The organism is Paenibacillus sp. J22R56 (assembly GCF_056269375.1).
Genome location: NZ_JBWDNV010000009.1, coordinates 1 through 20944, shown reverse-complemented (window position 1 = coordinate 20944; position 20944 = coordinate 1). Strand labels below are relative to the sequence as shown.

The 20944-nt window shown below is 41.9% G+C and carries 28 protein-coding genes and 2 pseudogenes; 12 read left to right on the top strand and 18 right to left on the bottom strand.

What is annotated here, in order from left to right:
• Positions 1–13 precede the first annotated feature (13 nt).
• The 4 genes from AC0YNT_RS21195 to AC0YNT_RS21180 are packed head-to-tail and all read left to right on the top strand — an operon-like array spanning position 14 to position 2700.
• Complete coding sequence (locus AC0YNT_RS21195; protein WP_475806689.1) at positions 14–1309, top strand: arsenic transporter; 1296 nt, start codon at positions 14–16, stop codon at positions 1307–1309.
• Between the two features lie 33 nt (positions 1310–1342).
• On the top strand, positions 1343–1768 hold the full coding sequence (arsC, locus tag AC0YNT_RS21190) for an arsenate reductase (thioredoxin) (RefSeq protein ID WP_475806424.1): 426 nt from the start codon (positions 1343–1345) through the stop codon (positions 1766–1768).
• A 22-nt stretch (positions 1769–1790) separates the two neighbouring features.
• Positions 1791–2264, top strand: a complete 474-nt coding sequence (locus AC0YNT_RS21185; RefSeq protein ID WP_475806688.1) for an ArsI/CadI family heavy metal resistance metalloenzyme — start codon at positions 1791–1793, stop codon at positions 2262–2264.
• 4 nt (positions 2265–2268) lie between these two features.
• A complete protein-coding gene (locus AC0YNT_RS21180) occupies positions 2269–2700 on the top strand; it encodes a protein-tyrosine phosphatase family protein (protein WP_475806423.1) in 432 nt (143 codons plus the stop codon).
• Positions 2701–2744: 44 nt separating this feature from the next.
• Here the strand turns inward: AC0YNT_RS21180 and AC0YNT_RS21175 are convergent, their stop codons facing one another.
• The 7 genes from AC0YNT_RS21175 to AC0YNT_RS21145 form a co-directional block, all read right to left on the bottom strand.
• Positions 2745–3278, bottom strand: a complete 534-nt coding sequence (locus tag AC0YNT_RS21175; protein WP_475806422.1) for a hypothetical protein — start codon at positions 3276–3278, stop codon at positions 2745–2747.
• A gap of 706 nt (positions 3279–3984) precedes the next feature.
• Complete coding sequence (locus AC0YNT_RS21170) at positions 3985–4407, bottom strand: hypothetical protein (RefSeq protein WP_475806421.1); 423 nt, start codon at positions 4405–4407, stop codon at positions 3985–3987.
• 181 nt (positions 4408–4588) lie between these two features.
• Positions 4589–4885, bottom strand: a complete 297-nt coding sequence (locus AC0YNT_RS21165) for a hypothetical protein (RefSeq protein ID WP_475806420.1) — start codon at positions 4883–4885, stop codon at positions 4589–4591.
• A gap of 168 nt (positions 4886–5053) precedes the next feature.
• Positions 5054–5329 carry an Imm26 family immunity protein gene (locus AC0YNT_RS21160; RefSeq protein ID WP_475806419.1) on the bottom strand — a complete coding sequence of 92 codons (276 nt, stop codon included), beginning with the start codon at positions 5327–5329 and terminating at the stop codon, positions 5054–5056.
• Positions 5330–5450: 121 nt separating this feature from the next.
• On the bottom strand, positions 5451–6182 hold the full coding sequence (locus AC0YNT_RS21155; protein WP_475806418.1) for a class I SAM-dependent methyltransferase: 732 nt from the start codon (positions 6180–6182) through the stop codon (positions 5451–5453).
• Between the two features lie 333 nt (positions 6183–6515).
• Positions 6516–6830 (bottom strand): hypothetical protein, encoded by a 315-nt coding sequence (locus AC0YNT_RS21150; RefSeq protein WP_167276215.1) that lies wholly within the window; start codon positions 6828–6830, stop codon positions 6516–6518.
• Positions 6827–7195, bottom strand: coding sequence for a DUF6864 domain-containing function (locus AC0YNT_RS21145; protein WP_167276211.1), 369 nt, complete (start codon positions 7193–7195; stop codon positions 6827–6829). The genes AC0YNT_RS21150 and AC0YNT_RS21145 overlap by 4 nt, the downstream gene beginning before the upstream one ends.
• A 424-nt stretch (positions 7196–7619) precedes the next feature.
• Between AC0YNT_RS21145 and AC0YNT_RS21140 the strand changes: the two are divergent.
• Both AC0YNT_RS21140 and nikE read left to right on the top strand, forming a co-directional pair.
• Positions 7620–8030 (top strand): annotated as a pseudogene (locus tag AC0YNT_RS21140) (ATP-binding cassette domain-containing protein); the annotation flags it as partial.
• A gap of 145 nt (positions 8031–8175) precedes the next feature.
• The gene (gene nikE / locus AC0YNT_RS21135; RefSeq protein WP_475806417.1) at positions 8176–8997 is read left to right on the top strand and encodes a nickel import ATP-binding protein NikE; all 822 of its coding nucleotides are present in this window, start codon (positions 8176–8178) and stop codon (positions 8995–8997) included.
• A 169-nt stretch (positions 8998–9166) separates the two neighbouring features.
• Here nikE and AC0YNT_RS21130 read toward each other — a convergent pair whose 3' ends face one another.
• Complete coding sequence (locus AC0YNT_RS21130) at positions 9167–9634, bottom strand: nucleoside deaminase (protein ID WP_475806416.1); 468 nt, start codon at positions 9632–9634, stop codon at positions 9167–9169.
• Between the two features lie 364 nt (positions 9635–9998).
• Between AC0YNT_RS21130 and rpmG the strand changes: the two genes are divergently transcribed.
• Positions 9999–10148, top strand: coding sequence for a 50S ribosomal protein L33 (rpmG, locus tag AC0YNT_RS21125; RefSeq protein ID WP_015844858.1), 150 nt, complete (start codon positions 9999–10001; stop codon positions 10146–10148).
• A gap of 624 nt (positions 10149–10772) precedes the next feature.
• On the opposite strand, the gene AC0YNT_RS21120 is transcribed toward rpmG, so the two are convergent.
• From AC0YNT_RS21120 to AC0YNT_RS21110, 3 genes are all read right to left on the bottom strand, one after another.
• A complete protein-coding gene (locus AC0YNT_RS21120) occupies positions 10773–11216 on the bottom strand; it encodes an ASCH domain-containing protein (RefSeq protein ID WP_475806415.1) in 444 nt (147 codons plus the stop codon).
• Positions 11217–11530: 314 nt separating this feature from the next.
• Entirely contained in the window at positions 11531–12616 is a 1086-nt protein-coding gene (locus tag AC0YNT_RS21115) for an L-dopachrome tautomerase-related protein (protein ID WP_475806414.1), read from the bottom strand.
• Between the two features lie 258 nt (positions 12617–12874).
• A complete protein-coding gene (locus tag AC0YNT_RS21110; protein ID WP_475806413.1) occupies positions 12875–13156 on the bottom strand; it encodes a hypothetical protein in 282 nt (93 codons plus the stop codon).
• 171 nt (positions 13157–13327) lie between these two features.
• Between AC0YNT_RS21110 and AC0YNT_RS21105 the strand changes: the two genes are divergently transcribed.
• The 5 genes from AC0YNT_RS21105 to AC0YNT_RS21085 are packed head-to-tail and all read left to right on the top strand — an operon-like array spanning position 13328 to position 15646.
• Positions 13328–13570: a spore gernimation protein GerQ gene (locus AC0YNT_RS21105; RefSeq protein WP_475806412.1), complete on the top strand. Its 243-nt coding sequence runs from the start codon at positions 13328–13330 to the stop codon at positions 13568–13570.
• Between the two features lie 16 nt (positions 13571–13586).
• The gene (locus tag AC0YNT_RS21100) at positions 13587–13973 is read left to right on the top strand and encodes a spore coat protein (RefSeq protein ID WP_475806411.1); all 387 of its coding nucleotides are present in this window, start codon (positions 13587–13589) and stop codon (positions 13971–13973) included.
• The gene (locus AC0YNT_RS21095; protein WP_475806410.1) at positions 13970–15106 is read left to right on the top strand and encodes a zinc-dependent alcohol dehydrogenase; all 1137 of its coding nucleotides are present in this window, start codon (positions 13970–13972) and stop codon (positions 15104–15106) included. The genes AC0YNT_RS21100 and AC0YNT_RS21095 overlap by 4 nt, the downstream gene beginning before the upstream one ends.
• 31 nt (positions 15107–15137) lie before the next feature.
• The gene (locus AC0YNT_RS21090) at positions 15138–15338 is read left to right on the top strand and encodes a hypothetical protein (RefSeq protein WP_475806409.1); all 201 of its coding nucleotides are present in this window, start codon (positions 15138–15140) and stop codon (positions 15336–15338) included.
• Positions 15339–15349: 11 nt separating this feature from the next.
• The gene (locus AC0YNT_RS21085; RefSeq protein ID WP_475806408.1) at positions 15350–15646 is read left to right on the top strand and encodes a spore coat protein; all 297 of its coding nucleotides are present in this window, start codon (positions 15350–15352) and stop codon (positions 15644–15646) included.
• 199 nt (positions 15647–15845) lie between these two features.
• On the opposite strand, the gene AC0YNT_RS21080 is transcribed toward AC0YNT_RS21085, so the two are convergent.
• The 7 genes and pseudogenes from AC0YNT_RS21080 to AC0YNT_RS21050 form a co-directional block, all read right to left on the bottom strand.
• On the bottom strand, positions 15846–16172 hold the full coding sequence (locus AC0YNT_RS21080; protein WP_475806407.1) for an NIPSNAP family protein: 327 nt from the start codon (positions 16170–16172) through the stop codon (positions 15846–15848).
• Positions 16173–16529: 357 nt separating this feature from the next.
• The gene (locus AC0YNT_RS21075; protein ID WP_475806406.1) at positions 16530–16913 is read right to left on the bottom strand and encodes a DUF302 domain-containing protein; all 384 of its coding nucleotides are present in this window, start codon (positions 16911–16913) and stop codon (positions 16530–16532) included.
• Between the two features lie 101 nt (positions 16914–17014).
• A complete protein-coding gene (locus tag AC0YNT_RS21070) occupies positions 17015–17719 on the bottom strand; it encodes a VIT1/CCC1 transporter family protein (RefSeq protein ID WP_475806405.1) in 705 nt (234 codons plus the stop codon).
• 355 nt (positions 17720–18074) lie between these two features.
• Positions 18075–18284: a hypothetical protein gene (locus AC0YNT_RS21065; protein ID WP_475806404.1), complete on the bottom strand. Its 210-nt coding sequence runs from the start codon at positions 18282–18284 to the stop codon at positions 18075–18077.
• Between the two features lie 121 nt (positions 18285–18405).
• Positions 18406–18687: a DUF5412 family protein gene (locus AC0YNT_RS21060; protein WP_475806687.1), complete on the bottom strand. Its 282-nt coding sequence runs from the start codon at positions 18685–18687 to the stop codon at positions 18406–18408.
• A pseudogene (locus AC0YNT_RS21055) lies at positions 18636–18791 on the bottom strand (hypothetical protein); the annotation flags it as partial. The pseudogene AC0YNT_RS21055 and the gene AC0YNT_RS21060, both read right to left, overlap by 52 nt.
• Before the next feature lie 815 nt (positions 18792–19606).
• Positions 19607–20125 carry a hypothetical protein gene (locus AC0YNT_RS21050; RefSeq protein WP_475806403.1) on the bottom strand — a complete coding sequence of 173 codons (519 nt, stop codon included), beginning with the start codon at positions 20123–20125 and terminating at the stop codon, positions 19607–19609.
• Positions 20126–20944 lie beyond the last annotated feature (819 nt).

The following is a 20944-nucleotide window of genomic DNA, read 5'->3' as shown; positions in this document are numbered from 1 at the left end:
ACCAGGAGGCATTATGCTGGCACTTGCATCAATTATTTTTTTAGTTACCTTAGTATTCGTCATTTGGCAGCCGAAGGGGCTTAACATCGGCTGGTCCGCTTGTGGCGGTGCAATAATCGCTTTAATTTTTGGTGTCGTTAATTTTCACGATGTGTGGGACGTAACCCAAATCGTTTGGAACGCTACTCTTGCGTTCGTTGCGGTTATTCTAATATCACTCATTCTTGATGAAATTGGTTTCTTTGAATGGGCAGCGCTTCATATGGCTAGGGCCGCCAAAGGAAACGGTCATTTGATGTTCGTTTACGTCATTTTATTAGGTGCGGCAGTAGCTGCTTTTTTCGCAAATGACGGTGCGGCTCTTATCTTAACGCCTATTGTTCTGGCTATGGTCCGGGCGTTGAAATTTGATGAACGTATGATTCTTCCTTTTATTATGGCGAGTGGATTCATATCCGATACGGCTTCACTCCCGCTAGTCGTTAGTAACTTGGTGAATATAGTGTCATCAGACTTTTTCGGTGTAGGATTCGCTGAATACGCTAGCCGCATGATTGTTCCAACTCTCTTCTCTGTTGCCGCAAGCTTACTTGTGCTCTTTCTCATCTACCGGAAAAGCATACCTAAGCAATACGACCTGGCACAATTGAAGAAACCGGTAGATGCGATTAAAGATATGCGGTTATTTAAGATCTCCTGGATTATCCTTGCCGTTCTTCTAATCGCCTATTTAACAAGTGAGTTCATCAACGTACCGGTGTCAATCATCGCTGGTGTGGCAGCTATTATCTTCTTGATGCTTGCCCGTCAGAGCCCGGAAATCCATACCTGGAAGCTCGTAAAAGGCGCGCCATGGGCAGTTGTCACCTTCTCCATTGGCATGTACGTCGTTGTTTATGGACTTAGGAATGTTGGACTGACAGATGAACTTGGCGATGTATTTAAATGGGTCGGTGATCAAGGCTTATTTGTAGCCACAGTAGGCTCTGGATTTATTGCCGCAATTCTCTCTTCGATTATGAATAACATGCCGACAGTCATGATTAATGCGCTTGCCATTCATAATACGAATTCTACGGGAATCATTCACGAAGCTTTCGTGTATGCCAATGTAATCGGATCTGATTTAGGTCCCAAAATCACCCCTATCGGTTCACTCGCTACTTTGCTTTGGCTGCACGTGTTGTCCACTAAAGGGGTTAAGATTTCCTGGGGAGCTTACTTTAAAACGGGTATTATCCTAACGGTACCTGTCTTGTTTATTACCTTATCCGGGCTGTATCTATGGCTAAAAGTTGTAGGCGGATGATAAATAAAATCACATTTCAAAGGAGTTTTTAAAATGTCTAACAAACCACTTGTTTATTTTCTATGTACAGGGAATTCATGCCGCAGTCAAATCGCTGATGGCTTTTTAAACGCAATCGGTGGAGAAAAGTACGAAGTAAAAAGTGCTGGTCTTGAAGCACATGGTTTGAATCCTAGAGCCGTTCAAGTCATGAAAGAAGCCGGAGTAGATATTAGCGGTAATAGCTCGGATGTTATTGACCCCGAGATATTGAATCGCGCTACTTATGTCATCACCCTTTGTGGACATGCGGATGAGCACTGCCCTGTCATAATGAATCCAAATGTTATCAAATGGCACTGGGGTTTTGATGACCCAGCTAAAGCGATAGGTACCGAAGGAGAAATCATGAAACAATTCCGCAATGTCAGAGACTCCATTAAGTCTCGAATTGAACAGTTCGTTAGAGATGGTGAATAAATTGTCTGCTTCGATTAAAAGAATGCATGTAGCAATCAATTGTTCTGATCTTGAAAAGTCCCTTGCCTTCTATCAGAGTTTCTTCGGAACAGAACCATCGAAGATCAAAGATAACTACGCTAAGTTTGAATTGGATAATCCGGCCTTACATTTCTCCTTAAACGTACGCCCTTTCGAGAAAAATGGAGTGTTAAACCACCTTGGCTTCCAGGTTAATGATACTGAAGAAGTATTGGCAATTGGAGAACGACTTCGGGAATCAGGCTTACTGTTAATTAATGAAATGAATACAACCTGCTGTTATGCTGTGCAAGATAAGGTATGGGTTTATGATCCTGACGGAAACGCATGGGAGATCTTCTACACGAAAGAAGATTCTGAATTTGAATCAGCTGGAGAAGCTCGTGATCTTTCGCTTTGCTGTGCCCCACCTTCTGCACTAGTTTCAGTATCATTTACGAGCTTCAGAAAAAATAAAGATGCAACGGAGTGTTAATATCATGGAAAAGAACTATCACTCTCTTCATGAAGAAAAGATCTTTATGGGCGGAGCTGCAGACGTAGAAGCAATGGAGAAAAACGAAAATATTGATGTGATTGTTGACTTGCGCGGGGAGGCAGATGGTCGTGCCTATGCTGACTCTAAGGCACAGTATGTTCCCATCTCGCTTGGTGATAATTCACCAGAAAACCAGCATATTGCGTTCAAGCAAGCAATAGACGAGGTAGTAAATGCTTATCGAAATGGTAAAAAAGTTGCTTTCCATTGCGGAGGAGGAAAAGGTCGGACTGGTACAGTGGCAGCTGGTACTCTACTGGAGTTAGGGATTGCCGATAACGTAGATGATGCTATCTTGAAGGCAAAGCAAATTCGCTCAATTATTGATGTTAAGCCAATACAGAAAGAAGCTTTGGAAAAGATATTTGGATAATGAAAAGGAAATGTTCCAACGGGACATTTCCAAAGCCACTCCCATTAAACGGAGTAGCTTTTTGTGGTGTTTTCGCGCAAGTATTCCAGAAGTTCAATGTAAACAGAATGGGATTTTTCTAAGACGCCTTCAATATTATTTTGCCTAGATGGCTTTACTTTTGAATTTCCAATCAGTGAGTTCATATATTCGAGAAATGTCTCCTCCGACTCAACATCATTCCTCATTAAGACGCCTACATCAATTTCAATACTCTTGCTATGTACAAGGGTATTTCTAATGGAGATTAATTCATTTATGCGCTGATATAGGCTTCTGTCAGTTGGGAACGTCTTTCCTGTCACTTCGAAAAAAAAGGTAACGATCTTTTCCCCTATTCCCTTCCTTTCCAACTCCATAAACCGGTCTTTCCCTAAATAAACATGTCCGTACTCATTTATAAGTCCTTCGACTGACATGACCAAGAATACGACTGCTATTATCGCTTGCTTTGTCTTCTCCCTAAAAAGAGTGAAATACATTGCATTTTCTTGTGCAGTGTGTGCACATAAGTCCCATTGTTCATTGTTGTTACTCAATGAGTTATATTCTTGCGAAGTATTAACGTACTTTTTGAAATTGTTTTTTGCTATTGAATGTAATAACCCATGAACCGCAGTATGCAATTAGTTTATCAGTCCCTTCAAAAAGTCACTTCTTTTTTATGGTACTATCGTTCCCCGAGGGAGCTTAACAAATTGGAAACTGTGAGATACCACCTGGCATGTTCATATGTCTTTCACCTATGCTTAAAGAATGCATGTACTTAATGTAATCCTGTAATTAATTTGCTTTGATTCCTCTCCAAAAAAACTTTCCAGATATGGTCAAGATTTTGTTTGGAGTCAATCTCAAAGGCTATCCCGTTTAATATACAGTTATAACTACTCACAACTTCTTCCTTAGTGAGAGATTTATCAATCTCGCCTGATTCGATAGCGTTATTTATAATATTCATCAACATTGAAGTCCATTTCTCTGTTGACTCGTCCAATTTAGACTTTATCTGTTTTTTTAACTCTGCTGGAGGTAGAAGATAAAAACGATTATAAAATAAAAATGCATGGTTTTCCTGGATTAACTTGCAGTCTTTAATGATGGAATACAGCTTCTCTTCAACCGATATATAACTCGGGTTTTCTAATCTACTCTTTATAAAATTAATTTGTTCGTGTGAAATGGTCTCAAGGCAGGCTTCGAATAAAGCTGCTTTTATTCTCAAAATAACTTATTTGATGACCGCCCTCAAGGAAAATTACCATCCGTCGATTCCACTTTCCCGAACGCTTCCACTACCTTAACCAGTTGACTGTAAAATTGATCATCTCCGCCAACGATTTTGTAATAGATATTGTTCAATATCAAATCGTGCTGAGCAAAACCGATTGCTAACTCGCTGTTAATTTTACCAGAATATAAATAGCCGGTGTACGGCTCAGGTGTCTTCACCTGTTTGTAACTTTTTGAATTCAACAGGACTAGAAGCTCATTGATCTTCATTTTTTCTTCCGTCCGATACAGGTAGCCATTTCCACCATCACGAAACTCAACTTTGTTGATGGTGTTTCCATTCATTAATACATTGAAACTCTTACTTTCAGTCTTCTGGCACGCCGTTACAAGTACGATAAGAAATAACAATATCACTGATTTTCCGATTCGTATCATGTGTGTATGCCTCCTTACTTACTTTGTATTCATAATTTCTTGACATTGATACAACGTGTTCGCCTGTGGTTTTGTTGCGCTATACTGCCCTTTAATTCAACAAAAAAGCAACCGAACATTGAACCGGCTGCTGTCGTATTGTTAAGCTAAAGTTCCCCGTCCCTCAACTTCCTATTGCATACTATAAGACTTTAACAGATGCAACTTCCTTCCCAGCCCATAATTTAAACATATATCCGCTGACAAGAAGATGCCATGGTGCTTCATCAACTAAAAAGCGTACATCTGCATAGGTATCATGAGTGCCTTCAATTAAACTTGTAATTCTAACAGGTACGGTCCAGGCTTCACCGGTTAACTGTTTACCCTCTATGCTTCCATAGTGCACGATAAGATCTGGTAACCAGATATTACAGGGATATTTGCTTGGATCTTTGTCCCAATAAATTAGGGCTCTGACAAAACGAATGCTCTCCATGCCCCGACCTCCCTGCGGAAAAGTTGAACTAATGTTCCCCGTTAGCTGTGATTGGTCTTAACTCAACTAGTCCTTTCATTAACATACAAACTCCGAGCTGAAAACCTATTTGAGAACTAAAATAATTAGGTTCGATTAAATCTAATTCTAATTGTCGGAAACCTGTAATCATCTCCCCAAACCTGTTTCATGAATTGTTTTGATATGTACGAGTCTTTGTGCAATGGTTTGTTTCCCGGCAATATCCTCCGACTTTGGCGGCTCATCGCCTAACCAATCCATTATACCAGCAAGGAAGATTTTTGTTGGGCTTACATAATATTCTTTAGTTACTTGGATAACTCTCCCAAATGCAAATTGTCCATTTTCCAAAGGAATTGCCCAAAACTGTCCAGGTATTAAGTATTTATTGGACTTCGGCTTAAACGGATACTTGATTTCCACAGCATTCATCTCCACAAAATATATCAAGACTTTATTTCAATATTTTTCTTCTGTATTATTGTCGACTGCCGCATGTCCTTATTTGAACTATCGTTCCTCGTTTGTTCAGTGGGAGTGACACCTAAGCCGTCGGGCGGCTAGCGACAAAGACAAATTCAAGTCCCGGACGATCGGGAGCTCCTCGAACCTCATCCACGGATAGCCCTACTTCCTGAAGTGAATTAGCAATCTCTTTGCGACCCCGAAAGCGTAACGTCGAATCCGACGTGATAAGAGCACCGTCGCTCTCGAAGATATAAGTCCACCGGAAGGATACGAAAGAATTTTTAACATCAGTGACCTCGACCCATCCCTCCACATTGCCATAGTTGGGCACCATAACGCAGCGATAGGTGTTTTCCTTGGTCCATCTCTGCCATGCCTGTGCGTTAGGGTCCCGTGCTTCAAAAACGATACGTCCACCGAGGCGCAATGACTCGCGCACTGCACAGAGGGTCTCCTTCCACTCTCTATCGGTCAGGAAAATCTGAGCGACGTTGCCGGTCATCGTCGCGAGGTCCACTGCCATAGGAGAAAGGTGTAAAGCATCGCCGAGAATCCATTCGACACGGTTGGCCCAAGTTTTCGTTCGAGCCACATTGAGAGAGGCTGCGGCTGGATCAACTCCAATCACCTTGATACCCTGGGCAGCGAGACGGCAGGCAAAAGTTCCTGTTCCACACCCGATGTCGAGCACAGAACGAGCACCAAACTCGTAGACCATTGCCTCATAAACATCGAGGTCGGAACGGTCAGAATCAAATGCGTCATAAATCGCGGCGAGACGCGAATTTTCGAAAAGTTCATCGGCCATAGAACATACCTCCATATATCTATTGACTAGGGGATATCAAAATCATTATAGATTAATTTGCTAATAATAATCTGGTATAAAATGCTTTTATTCAACTATGCTGCCCTTTACTTCAACAAAAATGGCAACTGATCATCTGGATCAGCATGTTCTTGTCGTTCGACAATTACATTATCTGATGAATATCAACACAAAAAAGCAGGGTTCATAAATCTCCCTGCAAATAGCATCACACAATTAATAGATTCCGTAATATCTATAAAAGTACGATTACAATATTGTAAGTAGCCTTGAACAGCTTAATCACTAAGAGCCCCTCGCAAATATGCTCGACTAGCCTCCGTTTTCTTTCGACCTCGATCCGATCAAGTAACCGATAATTGTTGATTCCACAGGAAGTACCACGAGCGTCCACATTTCCTTTAAACCGAAGTCGGGAGAACGATATTGGTCGGGGATCAGTGTATAGACTAGCGCAATGAGAAGCACACCGAGCGTGATCGTACCGACGATATACAGGCGCACGTTCTCGCCTGAACCAAAGAATTTGCCAAGAAAGCCGAGCTCTGCTTTGCGCTTGTCATTCTCCGCGTTCGCGGCGATGATCTTACTGGCTACCTTCGGGTCCTGAATTTCGATCTTGTTCATACCGGCACGACCCCCTCTCCTGCAAAGAAAGTAAAGGCCAACGCCCAAGACGTCGCATCGTAATTAATAGTCACTTCATAACGCAACGATAGTTTGCGGTTGTTCAACACGCCGAGCTGAATCATATCTTGATTACCGATCGGCTTGCCTCGCGGAAAATTGACGCAGGCGATGCGAACTTCGTTGTAACGGACCAGCCGAATATCCGTCATGAAGTCGTCTCGTTCTGATTCGTGTTCAATACAAAACACGAATGTAAGCGGATCGCTCTCTTCCGACAATACAATTTCGATCGGATTCATCCCATAGGCCAGTACGCGGCCGTGATACACTGCTTCGAATCCGCCGGACTTAATTTTCATCATTTACACCTCCACGGCAAGCTGTCATCGAACAAGCTCATTATTACAGTGTACGAGCAGGTGCTTGAGTTCATGTCTATCGATCGATGGCCGCGGCAGGAATATTGTCTTTAATGTTTTCCTAATAATTTATCGAATCAAGCTGTTTGAGACGAAGGACATTAAGACTCTACTACAGCGCGCTCCGTATGCTCAAAAAGCTTGTTCAGATCTGCCAATTGTTTCTATGAGGCAGCCAAAAGTTTTTGGGTAAATTTTGTAACATTATTTACTTCTATATAAACATGTACTGAAAGTCGAATTTTGGGATATAAAGATATAATGTATAATAATAAATAGACCATTAATTTGTATCGTTGAACAACTGTGGAGATTAAATGTATAGCCCGGGTATCCCCTTCCCAAAGTCGGAAGGCACGGTAAAACGAATTCTGCTCTTCCCGACCCAGTCGCCATTATGAAGCAGTATCCCTTCCAACTAAGCGGCGGAATGCTGCAGCGGGTCATGATAGCTACAACCATCTGCCTCCGTCCCTCTGTCATCATTGCCGATGAGCCAACCACCGCACTTGATGTAGACAATCAGCTGCGGGTTTTACGGGAGCTCGATCGAATTCGTTCAGTGTACGGAACATCCATATTGATGATTACTCATGATTTAGGTGTTATTGCTGAAATGGCCGATGATGTAGCTGTTATGGAACGAGGACATATTGTTGAGAAAGCGGATGTGTTCCAGTTGTTTGATCAACCGCAGCATGAGTATACAAAAAAACTGTTGAACGCAAGACCTTCGTTTACCATTAATCGGCAGTCGAGGGAGTTTTTTATGGCATGAAAGGAAGAGTTGATTCTGAAATGGCGGCATCTCCTTTCGGATTTAAAGCAGTGCAAATCTATATCTTGTCGGTGTTGTTCTATACAACAAGCCATATCTAACTTATTTTACTGCCGCTTAGCTCACAGAAAATGGGGGCAAGAATATGAGTCTGCTGCAAGTAAGTCATATCACTCATGGATACGCCGAATCTAATCTGTTTAGAAAAGCAAAGCGATCAAGCGTGCTTTCCGATGTCTCTCTCTCCATCGGGCTGGGTCAATGCCTTGGCCTCCTTGGGACAAGTGGAGCGGGAAAAAGCACACTTGGTAAAGTTATTCTTGGTCTGGAAAAACCCAGATCTGGACAAGTTCTGTTTCAAGGAATCGATCTGTATACTGCTCCTGTACCGGATCGTAAAAAGCTCCGTCGCGATCTGCAGGTTGTTTTTCAAGATTGCTACTCATCCGTTAATCCAAAATGGAATGCGGAACAAATTATTGGAGAACCTCTGCTGAACTATGAAAAGCTATCGAAGCAAGATCAGGTGTACCGGATTGAAGAACTGCTGAAAATCGTCGGTCTTCAGCCAGATGATCGGAAAAAGTATCCTCATCAATTCAGTGGAGGACAGCTCCAACGGATCAATATTGCAAGAGCAATTGCGCTGAACCCGAAGATGATCGTATTAGACGAAGCTGTCAGTAGTCTGGATATGGTGACGCAAACGGCAATTCTTGAATTGCTGCTTGATTTAAAAACAAATATTGGCCTTTCGTATTTGTTTATTACACATGATATAAAGGCAGCGTACCACATTTCCGATACACTGGCCGTAATGGAGCGAGGTAAGCTGGCTGTTTACTGCGAGAATAAAGAGCAGTTTTTAGAATTGCAGCACCCAAGCGTGAAAAAGCTTATTCAATCGATGCTCCCTGAACACCCTCGATTTCGGATCGGGAAAGAGAAAACTCTGGAATTTAATTAAAACTATCCTCCCTTTACTTCTGTTTTCGAGGATTACCAACCTGTTAATCCAATAATCACAATACGGCAGCCAGTTGGCTGCCGTATTGTTGTTTAAGTAACGTACCCTACAAACTGCTTGTAGGACACCAATGTAAAGCCTATATGAGTAAATAGGAATTCAGGAGCTTCTAGCCTTTTTTGTTGTGCGGGAAATAGTTGGACAATATCTTTAGGCTTTCTTCTCGCAATATGCCGCCTGTAACTTTAGGTTTATGGTAAGAGTTTTCAAATACAATTTGAGAAGCATGACTTCCCTGCTCATCTAAAAGCTTACATATATCGATATCACTGGCAGCATAAACGAGTCGCCCAAGCTTAGTCCAAACCATCGCACCAGAGCACATAAAACATGGCTCACAGCTTGAATATAACGTGTAATCTTGTAAATCAGTAATGTGTGTTTCTGCACAGAATCTCCGTAGCAAGCCTGCTTCTGCATGGAACGTTGGATCAGTCGCTGAATAAATCTGGTTCTCGTTACTATAAACAATTTCACCATCTATAACCAATACTGCACCAAAAGGCTCGTTACCATGCTCAACAGCAAGTTGAGAAAGGCTAATTGCTTCCTTCATGAAAAATTCGTCTTGACTCATTATTCATTTCCCTTCCTTCTATCCTCTATGATAGTTCTGGCACTCTAGAAATAATGGAGTCGTGAAGTTGAATGAATGTAAATACAGTAGTTTTTCTTATCCTAAATTAGAAAATAGGAGCTACTTTATTGCGCCGATCAGTAGTCATTATTATTTTTCGCGAACCAGCTATCCTCTTGGTAGCTTAATCAGTCAAATAGTTTATTTTCTTTTTACACCCGCGCAGCATTGCATAAATTTGAGTAGTTGATGCTTTTTCATGTCCAAAATAAAATATGATGAATTCCGGTATATTCTTTATTTCGTGCTGATCACGTGGTTGAACTCATACATAACATGGTGATAAAGGAAGGTGATAATCATTATGCGAGTGATCATTACTTTAGCATGTACGGAATGTGGTGCCCGTAATTATACGACAATGAAAAACAAGAAAAATAATCCGAGCCGCCTGGAGCTTAGCAAATATTGTCCTTCTCATAAAAAGATGACGCTTCATCGAGAGACAAGATAAGTAAGGAAGGGAATTTATTTTCATACCCATCTTACCTCGAATCCGTTTCGTTTTGTTTATGTACATCTCTCCATTTTCTCAGTATGGTAACGAATAATGAAGTCGCCTAAAATAAAGTATTTTTGCTACACTGTCTATATTGGAGTAAAGTTCGCCGTTAGTTGAATCTATTAGAGTCAATAATTTCGTCGAACTGAGTAGCTAACTCGATAAACTTTTCACCCCAACCACTATCAATGGATATTTCTTGGAATGAACCAGTTGGAGCGAATAAGATTATAAGTTCAGATATTACTCTATTATCTCAAAGTTCCACCCGCGTTTTTAGCGTATCCAATGTATTTAGTACATCCTCAACGGAATTGAATTGTGACCATAGGACATTAGTATTTGGCGAATCAATTAAAGTCCAAATTTCGCCTAACAAACCCATTAAATCATTGATTATTCGCAATTTGAACCACTCCGATATTGATTAGTTTGTTAATTGAATATTTCTATAGATGATTGAACTATCCTCCCTCTATCGTAACAAAAGCTGCCGATGGTTTACCGGCAGCTTCATCAGTTTGGCTATTCAACTGCACCGCCAATTGTGTGGTTAAGGTAGTGAACGTAATGCCGTCATATCATCAACTCATCGCCTATCGGATATTCCCATAGTCCCAGTTTTCCCTTCACTGGAATATAAGGCTTCAGCAGACGGAAACCCGCTATTTCCCACGCAAAATAACCTGGACTATAATCGCCTAACAGGAAGTCATCCCCCGTCACAACCTTCCCGCAATCCAGAATGGCTGACTTATGATTAGCGTCGATGACTTGAAAACAATTCGTAAGCTCGCAAGTTGCAAGGATAACCCCCGTTGGGAGGTTTTGTTCCGTATAGCCATTCTTGGCGAGTAAAGAACGGATGGGTTCATATTTGCAGGCCTGCTTATCGACTTTCTGGCTTGCATGAATGGCCAATGGTCCGCGATACCGGGTCTTCCAGGATCTTGTTTCATAGAGAGTCTCGCCTTGGACAAGCAGAATCGCCCATGGTTGAATCATGGATAATACTTTCATTCCTCTACGCTCCATTACTGTTCATAATGAATTACTATTCCCCAAACATTCTCTCTGAATTTGAAATTGAACCGAATATAGCATAAGGATTCTCATGTTGTGATGATGAAAACGCTTGCCAAAAGAATAGCACTTGTAACTTAGTTTGTCCATTAAACAAACTAAGTTTTTCGTGTGGTAAACAGTAGCTTTATTGAGCTAATCTGCTCTTTACCTTAATAAAAATAGAGCAGCTGCCGTTGTGGCAAACTGCTCCTAGGTGGTTGAACTCCCTCAGTACACCGTTAGTAGAATCAACTTTTGTAAAGTGAATATCAAAATGTAGGAGCAGGTAATTCATCAATTTTAATACGAAGCAAACTATAAGGCTTTTGTCGCAGGTCTTTTCCATAATGAAATCTTGCCTGCCGATGTAGTTGGTTCACAATAACATATAAGTATTGATCCGGACCAATAGAAAAAGTATCCGGCCATAAGATTCTCGGATCATGTGCGATGGTTTCCATTATTCCATTCGGCCATATCTTTCGAATACTATCGTTCTCATAGTCTCCAGCGTACACGTTTCCTTTTGCATCGGTTATCATTCCATCGGACGCACCTTTTTCTCCCCAATACTGCACATGATAACGTAAATTGAAATCCGGTATCGTTCTGTCTCTTAGGGCTTCTGCCGAGATCGAGTATAGATGACGACTGGTTAATGGACAATAAAATATAATTTTTCCATCAGGGGAAATCGCTATACCATCAGAGGCCAATCGAAAGGGAGATGTCGAACCATCTGTGTTTCGATTCATCAAAATTTGACCTTCCACTTTCGGTAAAAAATACGGATCTGGTGATGTTGAATTTGCTCCATTTAACCGTCTTAACGCATTTCCATTTTCTAAATTTACGACTATTATAGCGCCTGGACCTTTTGAAGAAGAATCCGTTATATAGGCGTAACCTGATTTACCAACACGAAAATCAAATCGGACGTCATTCAGATACGTTGTTGGCAAGACTACATCTTCTTCAAACGAGTATACTTTTCTTATTGTATTTGTTTTTAAATCTACGGCTACTAATTTTGCCCCTCCTTTAATAGGCTCAGAAAAATTTGGTGCTGCCGTATCCAGTACCCAAAGGGTTCCTCTTCCGTCAGCAATTACACTTTGGACACTGATGAAGGATTTAGTAATATTCAAAGGGTTTATCACATTCGTTTCTAAATTAGGATAAGGCTGCAATTTGCCCTCGACAATTTCCGCTACCGTAAATCTAACGTCATCTCCCCATTTCGGAAAGCAAATGAAAATACGTCCGGTTTCTGATACGCTAACGCCTGTAGGCATAGCCCCATAAAATGTATAAACGAGTTCTAACTTACCGAAATATTTTTCAGTAGGTAACATATGGTTTTTGATATCCTCCCCGACATACTGGATATTACCTATATATGTGTAAAACTTTTTCTAATGACTGGCGCTTCGGCTTTAAGTATTATAATGTTCAAAACATCGCATAAACAAAAAAGCTTCGGCACAAACCGAAGCCTTCTGAGGTTAATCTCCGTATTGTTTGTTCCTACGAATATCCTGCTGGACAATTGCCCTTTCGGAGAGTATTGGCGTAAGTTCGTTTTTGCAAAGCCTATCAGCGCCAAGACCATTCTACTGTTGGTCCGGCAGACGTAATGCGTTTGCTGAGGTTTGCGCTTGGTCTAAAAATTCCTCTGCTTGGGTCAATTGCTGCCGAGCCGTCTCCAAAGCTTGTGAATTTTTTGCTGCATTATATTCACTTATCGAGCTTATCGCCTGATTTAAAGCGGTTTGCACCTCAGAAACCGCGTTAGATGCATGCTGCTCCAGCGCATTGCCGCTCGAGTTAAGTGTACCTTCTGCTGGTTTTTTTGCATTCTCAGTGGCTAAATCAATTTTGTCTTCATTGGGCAAAGCGAGTCCTCCTCCCTTTAGCAATAATCATTAATTTAAACAAAATAAGTATGTGGTTGAGCTTTTGTTTATATTCCTGCGACTGCATGGGAGTATCCCGATCCCACAGTATAAGATTAGATGCGTAGGAGGAATCTAACGTTGATCAAATAAGGAGGTGGGAATATTTTAATGAATACGCCAACGCTAGCGCCGCACGAATCGTTGGAACTGCATGAAGCGTTAAACTTTAAAACGCTTTGCCTCGCAAAGTCAAAACTAATGCAAGGCTTAGTATTTGATCAAGAGCTGAAAGCGCTGATGCAGAAAGACGTCATTCAATCCATACAACAGATCGCCGAGCTGCAAGCCATTTACGCAAGAGCACCTTTCCAAGCGCCTGTTCCGAATAGCCCAACACCTATAACACATTGAGGGGAACTTAAAGCAAATGAATACCGATTATTTAGACCCCATTAACGCATTAAATATGCCGGAAATGGCAGATATGACTTTTGCAATGGACTTCCTTCTTCGGGCCAAGGAAGGTGTGCGAAATTCATCCATCGCTCTAACGGAAGCGGCTTCTCCGGATGTAAGAACGCTGTTGCGCAAACATCTTAATCAGGGGATCGCTTTGCACGAAGAAATCACGGAGCTCATGATTCGCAAAAAATGGTTCCATCCATACGAGCTGAATGAACAGTACCAACTTGACCAGCTCTCGGCGAATAATACGGTGATGATCGGGAAGATGAATTTGTTTCCGGATGATACGTCGCGTAAAGGGATGTTTGATCGGACCCCAGATGAACATATCGGAGGACATAAAGCATGAAGGCGGTAACGTATCAAGGGATTAAAAATGTGGTTGTCAAAGAGGTACCGGATCCGAAGATTGAGAAACCGGACGATATGATCATAAAGATCACCAGTACCGCCATTTGCGGTTCCGACCTTCATCTTATTCATGGGATGATCCCCAACCTTCAGGAGAACTATGTCATCGGGCATGAACCTATGGGGATCGTAGAAGAAGTTGGCCCCGGTGTGACAAAGGTAAAGAAAGGCGACCGTGTGATCATCCCGTTTAACATCGCATGCGGAGAATGCTTTTTTTGCAAAAATCAGCTGGAAAGCCAATGTGACAATTCAAACGAACACGGGGATATGGGCGCATACTTCGGCTACTCCGGAACGACTGGTGGATATCCTGGCGGGCAAGCGGAGTATTTACGAGTCCCGTTCGCAAATTTTACCCACTTCAAGATTCCCGAAAGCTGCGAACAACCGGATGAAAAGCTAAGTTTAATTGCGGATGCGATGACGACGGCTTTCTGGAGCGTAGATAACGCAGGTGTCAAGAATGGTGATACGGTCATCGTGCTCGGCTGCGGTCCGGTCGGACTTTTAGCTCAGAAATTCTGTTGGCTGAAAGGAGCAAAGCGGGTCATAGCTGTCGACTATGTCGACTATCGCTTACAGCATGCGAAGCGTACGAACAAGGTGGAGATCGTAAACTTCGAACAGGATAAGAATATCGGCAATAATCTCAAAGAAATGACCAAAGGCGGCGCGGATGTCGTGATTGATGCGGTAGGAATGGATGGCAAGATGAGCGATCTCGAATTTCTAGCCAGTGGTCTGAAACTGCAAGGCGGAACCATGAGCGCATTTATCATTGCGTCTCAGGCTGTCCGCAAAGGCGGTACCATCCAAGTCACTGGGGTATACGGCGGACGCTATAACGGATTCCCGCTCGGCGACATCATGCAGCGCAACGTTAATATCCGTTCCGGACAAGCCCCGGTCATTCATTACATGCCGTATATGTACGAGTTGGTTACGTCGGGTAAAGTGGACCCTGGAGATATTGTTACGCACGTCATTCCGCTCAGCGAAGCCAAACGAGGCTATGAAGTATTTGATACGAAAACGGATGATTGCATCAAAGTCATCTTAAAGCCTTAAATATGTTTAGATACACAGGAGGACAATCCGAATGAATTCCAATTATGCTTTGCATGAGATGCTGGAGGTTCATGAAATAGCTGCGTTTAAGACGGTTTGCGTAACTAAATCCAAAACCATGCAAGCTCTGGTAACCGACCCAGAACTCATGCAAATTTTGCAGCAAGATGTGCAATTATCACAGCAGCATCTTCAGGAGCTCGGTATAGTGCTGTCTAAAGTGACCCAATAGGAGATAAAAACATGAATACAATATTTGAACACATGACAGGGCTTCATACGCTGACCGATGACGTGATCGCAATGGATTTTTTGATGAACGCCAAGAGCGGTGTCAGAAATTACGCCATGGCCGTAACCGAATGTGCCACCCCCGAAATCAAGCAAATGTTAATGAAACAGCTCGACGATGCCATAGACTCCCATGAAAAGATAACAATCTACATGATGCAGAGAGGCCTATACCATCCCTACCATATTCCAGAGCAAATTCAAATCGATCTGAAAAACATTCAGACCGCTATGAACATTCCGTCCTGACACCATACTTCGTCTCCAAAACGCGCCAAACCACAAATGGTGCGTTTTGGATTTTATCCGGAGACTTCGGATAATATATAGATGTTGTTGTCGTCCGACAATTATGATTGATGTAGATGTGTCCTGTTAACGTGATAAAGCTGCCGATAATACCGGCAGCTTCGTCGTAGTTTATAAGGAGCTATCGTCTCCCGGTAGTTCAATTTCCCAATTTGAAAAATTCAGCTTGATTGATAAAATATTCATCAATTTTTTCGACTATGAGCCCTCCGTCTTCTTCCGAGTTGCGTTTTACTTGAATCCATTCGATGTCTTTCTTAAACTGCTCCCATATCCATTGACGCTGCGCCATATCCTTAAATTCCATCACATAATATAGTTTATTTTGGCCTGTTGCATCTATCCAGAAATTCACGACCTTCATTCCCAGTCTTGTGAAAATTCTAAACGTATGCTCCTTAAATCTGTCTTGAATGGCATCCATTCGACCTTCGTAAATCGTATAGATTCGCAACTCGTATAGCATGTTATTCCCTCCCTGAATGAATCTGATTGGTAATCCAGCACACATCTATTTCGACTTTTAAAAAAAAGATCGAGCGCATTCTCTCTGGAGCATCATGCTTATCTCCTAAAACACACAGAGGTAAGGGATGCCTCTCCCTTACCTCTTCCCAAGCGTACGGCATATGACAATATCCACGTGGGTCTCCACGTTCACGCCAGTCACACATACCAAATGTTTACTGTGATTATAGTTAGAATATTCACTGAAGTAAAGATGTTATTTCCGTTATCGACAACATTATCTAATGAATATCAATACAAAAAAGCAGGGTTAATAAATCTCCCTGCAAATAGGTCTCTCGATTGAAAACGATAATCAAACACTCTTATCAACACAAGCGGTCAACCGCTTCTCGATATCGGAAGCAATACTCATCAAGGCTTCGTTCTCGACCAACCCAATCAAGGCCGTCGGTTTCGGCATGCCGATCCTAGTCGTTCCATTCTCTACATATACGGCTAATTTGCAAGGGAGAAAATAACCGATCAGTGCATTCTCAGAAAGCACACGCTTGGCTTCAACCGGATTACAAACCTCTAAAATTTGATAAGACATATCAAATTCGACACCCTTCTCTCGCAACTTTTCCTGCATATCGAGTTGCCACAGTACACCGAATTTCTCAGCCTTTAGATTTTCAGTCAGTGCCTCGACCGCTTGTTCAGGTGTCTTGGTTGTTTCAACCGTATAATGGAACATTAAGTAATCGCCCCCATAATATTTTTTTAAGAGCATTCGCCGCGCTTTGACTTCGCATACCGCTTCGGCAATATCCCAGGGTTAAGTGCATGTGACGTTTTTCAGGCAATGAGCCTAGCTACCAAAAAGGCTGTGGCAGCAGCCAATCCACCGACTAGTGTGGTTTGAGCAGCACTCTTTAACGGTTTGGAGCCTGTAAATTTACCCTTCACGTATCCGAAGACAAATAACGCTATTAATGTCGCTGCAACAGAAACCATTAGAGCCGTAACGTCGTGATGAATAATCATATATGGAAATAACGGAATGAACCCGCCTACGATATAGGATAATCCGATTGTTATCGAACTATTACGCGCCCTCTTTGGTTCAGGCTCTTCAAGTCCAAGTTCATGCTTCATCATGAAGGAAATCCAACGATCCGGATCGCTGCTAATTTGGTTGACGGCCGATTCAACGAGATCTTCTTGAAGCCCCCATTCCCGGAACACCTCGGCTACTTCTTCTCTTTCATAATCAGGAAGTTCGATGATCTCCCGCCGCTCTCTCTCTCGTTCATTTTCATAATGCTCTTGTTCGGTTCGAGCCGCTAGATACCCCCCTAAACCCATCGCTATCGAACCGGCTGCGATCTCTGCCAAGCCAGCAACAACAACAATCTGCGTCCCCGATACGGAACCCGATAGACCAGCTGCAAGAGCAAAAGGAACCGTCAGTCCATCCGACATACCTAACACGATGTCTCTGATTAGAGCGGTCGCTGTAAAGTGTTTTTCGATATGTTTGTTTTTTTTCGGATGGTTCAAATTGAAAGCCTCCTTGTGCATTTGCAGTTATTAGATACTAATCATGATTTCCTTTCGGAGGGTTTACCATTACGTCATTTACTTTTACACCTATACCGTCTTCATACACCATTTTTCCGCCATAATAGCCAGTACCCAAGACTAAACCTTATAAATAGAGAAGCCCTGTCCATCAAATTTACTAATATGTAAATTAAGACTCTGCTCATTAGCTAGTTTAATTTCGTCACATGACACTAAAACAAGCTTGTTTTCCATTATCCATAACTCAATTATCGTAACCAGTTCTCTTGTATTAAAATTTTGATTATTAGGTATATCATCTGGTATAAATTCCATGCTTATCAATGTAGATTCATTCTCTTTCAAGCCAACACATATTTCCACCTACTGATTGCCTAATACTTGTGCCATCAAGCACCTGGTTAAAATATGGAAGGTAAATTGGGCTCCTAAAACCTCTCATATCATCTAGCAGAAATTGAATCAATCCTTGGGCTTTAGGAAATATAAACATCCTCCAACCATCCTCATCGATTTCAACTTCATATTCATACGTTGACATCTATACTCTCCTTTATCCAGATGTTGCGCTATTGTTCACCGTTAGTTCAAGACAGTCTGTGGCTATATTTGGTTTAAAAAACCGACACTTTCTGACTTAAGGAAGCATTGGCTAGAATCAGTTATGACTTTCGTTTTATCTTTGTATCATGCCTATAATCAAATGTATCTTTCTCGATATTTAACTCTACATCATTTATAATAACAGTCTTTTCGTCAATCCATTTAACTTTTGCTTCAGTGCCTTCATCCCAATATATTATCTTCGCATTATTAGTTCGGTCACCTACAATTCCAACTAAATTCCAAGACATTGAAGATGCACCGGCACTATTTTTTTCACTGTGATAACATACTTCTTGTTTGGTGACTCTGCTATGGCTATTACTTCCCCTGCCTTCAATAATCTTTGCAAATCATAGCTTAAATAATAATACAACCAACTAATCAACCCAATAACCACGACTGCCAAAAATATTATAATTAAGAACTTCGGTTTTAAACCCATCTAGGACTGTCCTCCGGACCATGTTTTTTTATGTATGCCAAACAGAAGTAATATAACGTAGGAGCTATTTTTCTTAATACAGGAATATGATTACAAGTCAATTTTTCTCTCGGATATATAGCAAATTTACGCTAATTAGGTGGAAGTTGCCGGCTCATCGGCAGGTTCCCTAAAACAAAAACAGCAGCCGGATAGATGCCGGATGCTGACATGTATTTTGAACTATAGTTCACAGTTAGCTTAATCTGAAAATCAAACATCCAATCCTAATTGTTCAATTAGAAAATCACCATGTCCGATTTTCAATGTTTGCTTTTCAAGACTATATTGCCACCCATTTGAAATAGCATATTCAATTAATAGTTCGCAATTCTTTGGTCTATGCGGGTTGAAGTGCCAGCTGCCTTTCCATGTAAACAACACTTCAAAATATGAAGTTTTGGATGAATACACCTTGAAATTGACGAACTCATTACTAGGTATTTCATTAATAACGATGTGAAATCGATAACCATTAATCATAATCTGTTTTTCTCTTTTACTAAACGTTTTCAACAAAATCACCTTTCCCCCTATAGGGGTATATATCGATTTATAGTTCGGCGGATTACTGGACTTTCCTGCCCGTTACTTCAATGAAAACGGCAACTGATCGTTTGACCAGCTGCCGCATACCGTCATTGAACTATAGTTTCTCGTTAGCGTAACTTTGTCTGATGACAACCTTAACGACTATTTGATTGGTGGTAAATTAGTAGCATACATCAGCCTTTCTCTCGTGTGACGGCGTGAGGCTATAATAATTCTGCTCACGCTTATGGCTGCTCCTCCAGTTCGGTAATCGGCCGGTCGCAGACGGCGGCCACCATGATCATTGGGGCGTCTCCGTCGCTGTGGCCGACGGAGACTGCGACCCATCGGCGGGCGGATACCGGCCCCCACACCGCAAGATCGCCGTAGCAGTCCTTATCCAACAGCGCCTGGAACAGTGGGGACAAAAGCTCGCCCGCTTGCTTCCGGAACAGCGGTACATGCATGGCCACCTTCCGGTGAGTACCCCATCGGTGGTCCAATTCCCGTACGAGATCCGCCAGATACTCCTCGGCGGTCTCCACCGCCTCGTTCCACTCGGGCCCGTAGAGCCCCGTGAGGTCGTCACTCTCCCAGAGCGGGATGATCAAGAAGCGTTCACCCCTGGTTAGGGTCCACTCCCCCGTGTCAATCTCTCCCTCACTGACAGTCGGACCGGCCGTCGGTACGGGCTGGGTTAGCAGAGCTTCGACATCGGATAGCACCCGTTCGGTCTCGAACGTCTGCCCGGATCGTGCGGTCATTGCCTATCCCTCCTTGCAGCCGATTGGCTGCCTTCTTCTGTAATGTGTATTGAACTATCGTTCCCAGTTAGTTCAATTGGTTAGGGGATATAAATTGAAAGATTCCAATAAAGATGAGCAAAGTCACGAGTACTATTATTAAAGTTAAGCTCAACCTCAATATATTAGATTTACAGGTTGTCTTTCTATATCAAACCAAAGTGAATATAATTCAGATCCTAGTCGTTTTATATTCGTAAGTTCACCAGCTATCTTCGTTCCATTCAAAAAAAGATCCTGTAGTGTTTACCTAGTTCCAAATCCACGAATACCACTCCTAGATTACGAAACGAAAGCTGAACTTAAGTTCTTCGTTAGTTAAATCATTTAGAGTCTCACGGCATAGGAGTTAGTAAATTCTTCAACGTGCTTATCATCCAAAGATACATTATAACTGATACAATCGTACCTGAAAGAATCCAATTATATAGTTTGCGGGGTTTCAGTAACTTTCCAATCAACTTATACAAGATCATAACGAGTATCATAGTGAGCATGATAAAACCAATTAGAAAAATGATGAGCATAACAAAGCACGTCCTAACTTTATTTACTTGATAAAACGATTGTATTTATATAAAGTTGCGCTATCCTACCCTTTACTTCAACAAAAATGGCAACTGATCATCAGGATCAGTTGCCATTTTCTTGTTCTCAACTAACGTTCCTCGTCCCTCGGTTTTAAGGGTTTATCTCACATATACTCACTCATTCGCAGGATTTCAACACCTTAGATCAGATCAATCTTAGGATAGAGAACAGATGAACCCGTTTGAGGTG